Genomic DNA, 9,471 nt, shown 5'->3' with positions numbered 1-9,471 from the left:
AGCATTGGGTATCAAATGAGCGATTTTGAAGAGATTCAAACGGACAGCAAGCACTTTACAAAGGCCGTAACAGAATTCGGGGAGAAAAAGCTTGTCTTGGCATCGGCCCCCATTTTCAATGACAGGGGTGTAAAAGTTGTTGAGAAAGGGGCGGCAATCAACGCCGACATGTACGAGCGGCTGATGCAACACAAGTTATCGGAGCCAATTGAGAATCTGGTATCGAGCGGTTCTACCGTCGATGGCAAGTTTCTTCGTGAAACTGCAGAGAATCTGTTCCTGGAAGTCCCCTTCCTTGCCCGCGTAGCTGGAGAGTCTGGCATGAGAGACCTGCTGCTGGACGTCATTTCCAAAATCTCACTACCACCCCCTATTGCATTCCAGCTGACGTTATGTAGTGAGGTACAACATGACAGTTTCATTCACGGGGTGCAAGTCGCATTGATTTCAGCTTGGCTTGCCAAGACACCCACGTCATTGCGATTTGATGTCAACATGGCAGCGACTGCGGGACTGGTACACGATTTGGGCATGCTCCACCTGGATCCGGTCTTGTTGCAGCCAGAACAGGGACTCAGTCGTACCCAGCGACGCGAGCTGTATACGCATCCTCTGATTTGTGCAACGCTAATGAGGCGCCATCAAGAATTCACCAAGGAGGCAGTTCGTGCGGTAGAAGAGCACCATGAAAGTCTGAACGGCGCTGGCTACCCACGCAATTTGTCAGGTGACTCGATTAGCCCCTTGGGTCGTGTTCTTGCTTTGGCAGAGTTGGTTGCCGCCATGCTATCGCGTGAAAGACGCGCACCGGAAATGCGGCTGTATGTATTGCTTCGTATGAACATGCACCGTTACGACAACATACATGTTGAAAGAGTGATGCGCCTGCTGCGACCGGATCAGGACGCCGCAGGCGCAATAGACTTGGTATTGGCTGACCCCGTGCAGCGGCTGCTTAACATCGAGGACGCTATTGCCAACTGGCCAAGCGCGCTCATCATGACGCCCGGCCTGTCCAAAGAAAGGCTATATGGACTCAACGCGTTGGCAGCACAAACAGCACAGCTGCGACGCACTTTTGCTACGGTGGGCGTGGCCCGTGAGCAACTGCTGCAAATTGGCGATGGAATGCAAGACGATACCGTGAAAGTGGAATTGTCCTTGCTGGCCATTGAAGCGGCTTGGCAATTGCGTGCCATGGCCAGGCAGGCTCGACGTCGATGGCGCGCAGGACATGACGAGGCATACCCGCCCGAATTGCAGGCGTGGCTGAACAATGTGGATGCACTGACAGAAGAAGGTACAACGCATTCAAGCGAAACAGCCGAGTAAGCCAGTTGAAATCGGGGCCCGCAACGCCATTGGCAGCACCCTGCCCTGTTTGCGCTGGGCGCATCCATTCTGCATTCAAAAAGGGGCCATGTCTCTTGGCCCTTCCGGTTTATAGTGAAATCCTCAACGCCGTTTGCGTAGCCCCATTACCCAAGCGCTGTAATCTTCTGGCTCGTTGAGTGAGGTGATGGTCATGCGACCATCCTCAGCTTTCATGCTGAAACTCAAGTCACCAATCGAGATGCTTGGCGCAAAAACATCGAATGACGATACCTTGGATGTTTCCAATTGACCATTAACCATCACCGCCACCTGAAAACTTGCCGAGGCTCCTGTCAACCCCATAAACGTCACTGCCACGGAAACCGTTCGTGGCTGTCCTGGATTGAGGATCACCGCTTTCAGCGGGATTTCCTGGTACGTGGTCGGCATTCCTACTCCGATCAGCTTTTCATCTAACCTCTCAGAACAGATGAAACCGGATTCATCGACCATCGCATAGATCTTGTTGAATGTGCTGCCGATGGCGATCAAGTCAAACTTCTGCCCTGCGCTCGAAATAAATGTTCCGGCAATGGACAGTTGGTCCTGAGGCGTAAGTTTTATATCCGGGGTCAGGGGACTGGCATCAATGATCTCAATTTGCTTTTCGGTGCGATACACCTTCGTCCCTTCAGTCAATGAGACGTAGTACACGGACCTCGCGTTCATTGTTCACGAGACTGAAAGCTGCGTCCTCTTTTGCAAACTCATCTCGGAACCATGTCATTTCTGTGTTTGGAAATCCGTAGTACTGCAAGACCAGGTCGAAGATTTTTCTATCGTTGATTTCACCGATAATTCGCTCGGCAGATGCGGTTCGGGCCAGCACGATCTCGCTTGTAGTTTGAAGACCCAGTTCTGCGTAATAGTCCGCGAAAATTGTTTTGTCCATCTTTCTCCCTTTCAGTTTTGTTCGGCTTCAAATACGGCTTTAGCGAGCTGCTCCAATATGCCACGTTCATGCGCTCGAAAGAATGCACGCCTGAATCGCTCAAAATCAGGCTGCTTCATATCATCCTCTTCCAGCAAATCAAGTCGACCTGCAATTTCTGATTTTTTGCTGAAGCTGAGTCGATAGAAACGCAGACCCACATCTCTAAGCTGGTTCATCTCAAATCCCTTCACAGGTAGAGCGCCAACTCCATCCGACTGGAGGATGGTTTGACCATTTTTAGGTCTCTGACCGGCATTCTCTATAGCAATAGGCGATGGATGCCATTCTTCAAGCGGAATTTCGTGCTTCCAAATGTCCTTGCCTTTAATCTGTTTAGCACGAAACCCACCTGGTGCTGTTTGCCAGACCCGAACATGCGCCTTCAATTTTAGAAGGCGTGCATTTTCCACACCATCCACGCACAATTCCAAGAGGTTATAACCAGGCTCCCAGCCAGGCTCATTTTTTTCTGGGTGAACCGCGCTCGCTGTTAAACGCAAGTAGTCCACCTCTCGATTTATTCGATTCGTATGCACATGACCAAACATCTGGATCTGAGCTACGTCATTGAGATGATCTGCAAGTTCTTGCGACTGACGAATCCAAGTTAGATCGTGGTGAGCCATCACCAAATTCACCACACCAGTTTCCCTAGGAATCTGGAAGCTGGCCGAATCGACAAAGAGGCTACCCCGTACATCATGGCTACTGGATACGAACGTTGTATTTATCCCCCAGAGTCTGAGTAAAGATCCGTCATTTAAAACGACGTCCCTCTTTGCGCGAGTTCGTTCTGGAGGCAGTAAGTCACAGAAGAATTGAAACGCGAATGCATTGAAATTGTCGAGGCTCTCATAAAGCAGCTTTGCAGCATCCGGATCTCTCAATTGTTCGAAAATGAATTGCGTTGGATTTTCAGCAGTTTTAATATTCCGATGAATGTTCTGCACCATGTTTTTGTCGGCCTGCGTCCTAACGACGTCGTGATTTCCAGGGCAGACGAAAACTTTGTCTAAACTCCCCCCGCATGCTTCGCACAATTCGCCAAGCCAATCCGTGGCAAAAGCAAATTCATCGGGATGGCCTGCAAATGCAATATCACCCGAAATCACGATTAGATCCGGAGGGCCCAATGTCTTGCATTGGCCAACTATGTCCCGCAATAGCTCGTTGCGAAGATGGAAGTTCGGATCTTGAGCTGTCTCAATCTCCATCTTGCGAAAATGGATATCTGAGAGGTGCAGTATCAGCAATGTAGACCCCAGTTGCCCGAGCATACTGCCTAGCCTCTCTCCACCTCAGGAATAAAGGCACGATAGTTGCAAATTGGCAGTTAAAGTAGGTAATGAGCGTTCTTCTTCGAGAATTTTAGCGTGTGCGCCCTCGACTTTGCGAGACTGTCGAATTATTCTGAAGTCTGGCCCGATGGGGGTGCGGCGTAAACCTTGGACTGGTTAAGTGACAATCCCAAGGCTTGCCCGATATTCCATGGGGCTAAGCCAACCCAAGGATATCTTGATCCTCTTCTCTTCTCGTTGTACCAGCGGATATAGGCGTCTACAGTCTGGATGAATTGGTCAACAGATACACCCTGCCGGTTCCGAGGATAGAACAGCTCTGTCTTCGTTTGCAAAAGGAATCGTGTTTGTTGGCTAAATTGAAGGAACTTCCCGTGAGGGTTTGCCGAAGTGGGCAGCGGGCGCAGTCCAAGCGCTCTGTGTAAATTTTCTCTGGGTGCAGGTCTAACTGCCAAGCGTCGTGTCAACACCAACTAAATCAAGACTTCAGTTAAGGCATGCAAAAGAATGGTCGGAATCAGGCATTGCCTATCATTCCCAAGGTGCCCTGCCACAATGCCTTTCCTAGTGGCATTGGCGGAATGGACGACTCATTCGGCACCAACACTCCTGGGGGAACTAGGCCCAGCCAAGATCAAACATGTCGTTGTGAGTCGCTTCCGCTTCACAACGCAGAACCCCGGCTTAAAGCATTCTGTCACCAAGCTGATCACTCCACCTGAATTTCTAGTCAAACGAACGGTATCGAAACATCTCCAGACCTGGCTATGACCTTATGGTCACATCTCGTGTGATCAACAACTCGGTTGGCTACAGATTGGCTAGAATTTGGCTACGGTTTGGCTACAAACAAAAAAGGCCCACCTAAGTGAGCCTTAACTGTTGCGAAAACCCGCATGCTTGTTGGTTGCGCGAGAAGGATTTGAACCTCCGACCTTTGGGTTATGAGCCCAACGAGCTACCAGACTGCTCCATCGCGCGGTAAGCTAGTAGTATACCTTATTCTGCAGCGATTGCGTCAGCTTCTGCAGCAGAAGTTTCAGGGCGATCCACCAATTCAACCAATGCCATGGGCGCATTGTCACCAACGCGGAAGCCCATCTTCAGAATACGTGTGTAACCACCAGGACGTGTCTTGAAACGGGGTCCCAGGTCATTGAACAACTTGGTCACGCTGTCACGGTCACGCAGGCGGTCAAACGCCAGACGGCGGTTGGCTACAGTTGCTTCCTTGGCCAGGGTGATCATGGGTTCAACCACGCGGCGCAATTCCTTGGCCTTGGGCACAGTGGTCTTGATGACTTCGTGCTCGATGAGCGAGTTCATCATGTTGCGCAGCATCGCGAGGCGGTGCGATGTGGTGCGATTGAGTTTGCGTAGTCCGTATCCGTGGCGCATGGTAATTTCCTTCAGTTATGTTGGGCAGCCGTATCAGGTACTGCCCTAGGCGCGTTACCCCGGGAGGGGCAGATTTAATTAAAAGTTGCTAGCAAAAGCGCTAGTTAACGCTCTTGGCGAAAACTTAGCGTTTTTCCAGTGCAGCGGGCGGCCAGCTTTCGAGCTTCATGCCCAAAGTCAAACCGCGGGAAGCCAACACTTCCTTGATTTCATTGAGCGACTTGCGACCCAGATTAGGGGTCTTGAGCAACTCATTTTCGGTACGCTGAATCAGGTCACCGATGTAGTAGATGTTCTCGGCCTTCAGGCAGTTGGCAGAACGAACTGTCAACTCCAACTCGTCCACTGGACGCAGCAGGATAGGATCGAACTGCGTATTGCCACGCGGGGCAGGCGCATCGAATGCAGCCAACTCGCTACCTTCGAGCTGTGCAAATACAGCCAACTGCTCGACCAGAATCTTGGCCGATGCGCGCACTGCGTCTTCAGCAGACACGGCGCCGTTGGTTTCGATCTCAACCACCAGCTTGTCCAGATCGGTACGTTGTTCGACGCGAGCGCTTTCCACGGTATAGCTGACACGCTTGACCGGAGAGAACGACGCATCCAGCACGATACGGCCGATGGACTTGTTGGGTTCGTCAGCATGACGGCGCATGGTTCCAGGCACGTAGCCACGACCCTTTTCAACCTTGATCTGCATGTCCAGTTTGCCGCCATGCGACAGATTGGCAATGACATGACCGGGGTTGATGATTTCCACGTCATGAGGAGTCTGGATATCGGCCGCAGTCACAACACCTTCGGAGTCCTTACGCAGGCTCAGTGTCACTTCTTCGCGGTTGTGCAGCTTGAACACCACACCCTTGAGGTTCAACAGGATGTTGACCACGTCTTCCTGGACGCCATCAATGGAGGAGTACTCGTGGAGCACGCCAGCGATGGTGACTTCGGTTGCTGCAAATCCGGGCATGGACGACAGCAACACGCGACGCAGCGCATTGCCCAAGGTGTGACCGTAACCACGCTCAAAGGGCTCCAGGGCCACCTTGGCACGGTTCGTACCGAGCTGTTCTACGCTAATGGATTTTGGTTTCAGCAAACTGTTTTGCATGCAGACTTCCTCTCAATACCCCCGACTCGTTACATCGGTAAGGCTGGTGAAGCACCCTGACTAAAGTGCCCTTCAGTCAGGGAACGAATTCAAATACTCAGACGAATTAACGTGAGTACAACTCAACGATCAGGGATTCGTTGATGTCAGCACCGAACTGGTCACGATCGGGCACGGCCTTGAAGGTACCTTCAGCCTTGTCAGCATTCACGTCCACCCAGGCAGGCATGCCAACTTGTGCAGCCAATTGCAGGGCTTCCACCACACGGTTTTGCTTCTTGGACTTTTCACGCAGAGCGATCACGTCACCAGCCTTGACCATGTAGGAAGGAATGTTCACGGAGTTGCCGTTCACGGTAATGGCCTTGTGGGACACCAGCTGACGCGCTTCGGCGCGAGTGGAGCCAAAGCCCATGCGGTACACCACATTGTCCAGACGCGATTCCAGCAGGAACAGCAGATTGGCACCGGTGTTGCCGCGACGGCGATCAGCTTCTTCAAAATAGCGGCGGAACTGACGCTCCAGCACGCCATACATGCGCTTGACCTTCTGCTTCTCACGCAGTTGCAGACCGTAGTCAGACGTACGGGCACCAGAAGTGCGACCGTGCTGACCAGGCTTGGAATCGAATTTGGCCTTGTCGCCGATGGAGCGTCGTGCGCTCTTCAGGAACAGGTCGGTGCCTTCACGGCGGGAGAGTTTGGCCTTGGGGCCTAGGTAACGTGCCACTTGAACTTCCTTTTATGTCATCTTCCGCACAGAAATGCGGGAGCCACCATCAAGAGATGGTGGCGGTGGGCTTGTGAATAATTAGATGCGACGACGCTTCTGTGGGCGGCAGCCGTTGTGCGGCACCGGTGTCACGTCAGCAATCATGTTGATGCGAATGCCCAATGCGGCCAAAGCACGCACAGAGGACTCACGTCCAGGACCAGGTCCCTTGATTTCAACGTCAAGGTTCTTGATGCCCTGCTCAAGTGCTGCACGTCCAGCCACTTCGGAAGCAACCTGTGCTGCAAACGGAGTGGACTTGCGAGAGCCCTTGAAGCCTTGGCCACCCGACGATGCCCAGGACAACGCATTGCCTTGGCGATCGGTGATGGTGATGATGGTGTTGTTGAACGAAGCGTGCACGTGAGCGATACCGTCAGCAACGTTCTTGCGGACTTTCTTGCGAACGCGCTGTGCTGCGTTATTGGAGGGAGCTTTTGCCATAGTGGTTTCTCAATCCCGATTATTTCTTCAAAGACGCAGCGGCCTTACGCGGGCCTTTGCGGGTACGTGCGTTGGTACGCGTGCGCTGACCACGCATGGGCAGACCGCGACGATGGCGGAATCCACGGTAGCAACCAATGTCCATCAAACGCTTGATGTTCATGGTTGTTTCACGACGCAGGTCACCTTCGATGGTGAACTGAGCGATTTGATCGCGAATTTTTTCCAAATCCGCGTCGGTCAAGTCCTTGACCTTCTTGGAATATGCGATGCCACAAGCTTCGCAAATTTTGCGTGCGCGGGTGCGACCAATTCCGAAGATAGCCGTCAGGCCAATTTCAGAATGCTGTTGCGGCGGAATATTGATGCCAGCGATACGTGCCATTTTCGTCCTCTAAAACTCTTGCAATTAACCCTGACGCTGCTTGTGGCGTGGATCTGTACAGATCACGCGCACAACGCCCTTGCGTCGGATAATTTTGCAGTTACGGCAAATTTTCTTGACCGAAGCCGAAACTTTCATATTTCTCTCCTAAAAACCTTCGCCATGTTCCGACTTTGAATCGCGCGGAACCTGCGATATTACTTTGCTCTGAAGATGATGCGTGCACGGGTTAAATCGTACGGCGTCATCTCAACTGTTACCTTGTCACCGGGCAGTATCCGTATGTAATGCATTCGCATTTTTCCGGATATGTGCCCCAGCACCACATGGCCATTTTCCAATTTCACACGGAAGGTGGCGTTTGGTAGGTTTTCGACCACCTCGCCCTGCATCTGTATGACATCGTCCTTTGCCATCTACCACCCCACACTGCCCTAAGAAGACTTGAAATTCGCCTTCTTCAACAGTGATTCATATTGCTGGGACATCAAGTAGTTCTGCACTTGGGCCATGAAGTCCATGGTGACCACCACAATAATCAGTAGCGACGTTCCACCGAAGTAAAACGGCACGTTGTATTTCAATATCAAGAACTCGGGCAACAAGCACACGAAGGTGATGTAGACCGCACCTGCCAAAGTCAGGCGCAACAAGATCTTGTCAATGTACTTTGCAGTCTGGTCACCCGGGCGAATGCCTGGAATGAACGCGCCGCTCTTCTTCAGGTTGTCTGCAGTTTCACGGCTGTTGAAAACCAGCGCCGTATAGAAGAAGCAGAAAAACACGATCGCAGCGGCATACAGCATCACATACACGGGCTGGCCTGGGCTCAGTGTGCTGGAGATATCCTTCAGCCAGCGCATGGAGTCACCAGTACTGAACCAGTTTGCCACCGTCGCCGGCAACAAGATGATGCTGGAAGCAAAGATGGGAGGAATCACACCTGCCATATTCAGCTTCAGAGGCAGATGGGAAGACTGTCCACCGTAGACCTTGTTGCCAACCTGCCTGCGGGCATAGTTGACCAGTATCTTGCGTTGACCGCGTTCCACAAACACCACGAAATACGTTACCAGCGCAACCAATACCACGATCAGCAGCGACACGATGATGCTCATCGCACCAGTGCGCACCAGCTCGAGCAGACCGCCAATGGCATTGGGCAAACCTGCCGCGATACCGCCGAAGATCAAGATCGATATACCGTTGCCCAGACCACGCTCGGTGATCTGCTCACCCAGCCACATCAGGAACATCGTTCCTGCCGTCAAGGTAACCACCGTAGTCAGACGGAAACCGAATCCCGGGGCGATCACCAGACCTGCAGAAGACTCCAGCGCAACTGCAATACCCAGAGACTGGAACAACGCCAGACCCAACGTGCCGTAACGCGTGAACTGCGTAATCTTGCGACGACCTGCTTCGCCTTCCTTTTTCAGCGCCTCAAACGAGGGCAGCACATAGGTCAGCAGCTGCATGATGATGGATGCCGAGATGTACGGCATGATCCCCAATGCAAAGATCGTGAAGCGAGACAACGCACCACCGGAGAACATATTGAACAAACTCAATATGCCACCCTGCTGCCCTTTGAAGAGCTGCTGCAACTGCGATGGATCGATACCAGGCACAGGAATGTGCGCTCCGGTACGGTACACCACCAGCGCAAGCAGCAAGAAGACGAGCCGGCGACGCAAGTCACCGAACTTACCTGTCTTTGCAATATCAGCTGCGCTAGTTGCCACGTGGATA

At 52.3% G+C, this 9,471-nt stretch carries 12 protein-coding genes, 1 tRNA gene and 1 pseudogene; 1 reads left to right on the top strand and 13 read right to left on the bottom strand.

Translation table 11 applies throughout. The features are described from left to right. Positions 1-15 precede the first annotated feature (15 nt). Positions 16-1,332: an HD domain-containing phosphohydrolase gene (locus AAGF34_RS09930; RefSeq protein WP_342620448.1), complete on the top strand. Its 1,317-nt coding sequence runs from the start codon at positions 16-18 to the stop codon at positions 1,330-1,332. Between the two features lie 123 nt (positions 1,333-1,455). Here the strand turns inward: AAGF34_RS09930 and AAGF34_RS09925 are convergent, their stop codons facing one another. The 13 genes and pseudogenes from AAGF34_RS09925 to secY form a co-directional block, all read right to left on the bottom strand. Next, positions 1,456-1,995: a hypothetical protein gene (locus tag AAGF34_RS09925; protein ID WP_342620447.1), complete on the bottom strand. Its 540-nt coding sequence runs from the start codon at positions 1,993-1,995 to the stop codon at positions 1,456-1,458. Between the two features lie 10 nt (positions 1,996-2,005). Then, positions 2,006-2,266 carry a hypothetical protein gene (locus tag AAGF34_RS09920; protein ID WP_342620446.1) on the bottom strand — a complete coding sequence of 87 codons (261 nt, stop codon included), beginning with the start codon at positions 2,264-2,266 and terminating at the stop codon, positions 2,006-2,008. Between the two features lie 11 nt (positions 2,267-2,277). Further along, complete coding sequence (locus tag AAGF34_RS09915) at positions 2,278-3,585, bottom strand: metallophosphoesterase (RefSeq protein WP_342620445.1); 1,308 nt, start codon at positions 3,583-3,585, stop codon at positions 2,278-2,280. 177 nt (positions 3,586-3,762) lie between these two features. Beyond that, positions 3,763-3,938 (bottom strand): annotated as a pseudogene (locus AAGF34_RS09910) (IS3 family transposase); the annotation flags it as partial. 572 nt (positions 3,939-4,510) lie between these two features. Then, positions 4,511-4,587 (bottom strand) — tRNA-Met (locus AAGF34_RS09905). Positions 4,588-4,605: 18 nt separating this feature from the next. Beyond that, the gene (rplQ, locus tag AAGF34_RS09900; RefSeq protein WP_342620444.1) at positions 4,606-5,004 is read right to left on the bottom strand and encodes a 50S ribosomal protein L17; all 399 of its coding nucleotides are present in this window, start codon (positions 5,002-5,004) and stop codon (positions 4,606-4,608) included. Between the two features lie 124 nt (positions 5,005-5,128). Continuing rightward, positions 5,129-6,118 carry a DNA-directed RNA polymerase subunit alpha gene (rpoA, locus tag AAGF34_RS09895; RefSeq protein WP_342620443.1) on the bottom strand — a complete coding sequence of 330 codons (990 nt, stop codon included), beginning with the start codon at positions 6,116-6,118 and terminating at the stop codon, positions 5,129-5,131. Between the two features lie 106 nt (positions 6,119-6,224). Further along, positions 6,225-6,848: a 30S ribosomal protein S4 gene (gene rpsD / locus AAGF34_RS09890; RefSeq protein ID WP_342620442.1), complete on the bottom strand. Its 624-nt coding sequence runs from the start codon at positions 6,846-6,848 to the stop codon at positions 6,225-6,227. An 81-nt stretch (positions 6,849-6,929) separates the two neighbouring features. Beyond that, positions 6,930-7,334: a 30S ribosomal protein S11 gene (gene rpsK, locus AAGF34_RS09885; protein ID WP_342620441.1), complete on the bottom strand. Its 405-nt coding sequence runs from the start codon at positions 7,332-7,334 to the stop codon at positions 6,930-6,932. Between the two features lie 19 nt (positions 7,335-7,353). Beyond that, positions 7,354-7,719, bottom strand: coding sequence for a 30S ribosomal protein S13 (rpsM, locus tag AAGF34_RS09880; RefSeq protein ID WP_342620440.1), 366 nt, complete (start codon positions 7,717-7,719; stop codon positions 7,354-7,356). A 24-nt stretch (positions 7,720-7,743) separates the two neighbouring features. Next, positions 7,744-7,857, bottom strand: a complete 114-nt coding sequence (gene rpmJ, locus AAGF34_RS09875; protein ID WP_012348927.1) for a 50S ribosomal protein L36 — start codon at positions 7,855-7,857, stop codon at positions 7,744-7,746. Between the two features lie 59 nt (positions 7,858-7,916). Then, complete coding sequence (gene infA / locus AAGF34_RS09870; RefSeq protein ID WP_342620439.1) at positions 7,917-8,135, bottom strand: translation initiation factor IF-1; 219 nt, start codon at positions 8,133-8,135, stop codon at positions 7,917-7,919. Between the two features lie 18 nt (positions 8,136-8,153). Then, positions 8,154-9,464 (bottom strand): preprotein translocase subunit SecY, encoded by a 1,311-nt coding sequence (gene secY, locus AAGF34_RS09865; RefSeq protein ID WP_342620438.1) that lies wholly within the window; start codon positions 9,462-9,464, stop codon positions 8,154-8,156. Positions 9,465-9,471 lie beyond the last annotated feature (7 nt).

It is taken from the genome of Rhodoferax sp. GW822-FHT02A01 (genome assembly GCF_038784515.1).
Lineage (GTDB): Bacteria > Pseudomonadota > Gammaproteobacteria > Burkholderiales > Burkholderiaceae_C > Allorhodoferax.
This window is presented reverse-complemented; position numbering and strand designations above follow the sequence as displayed.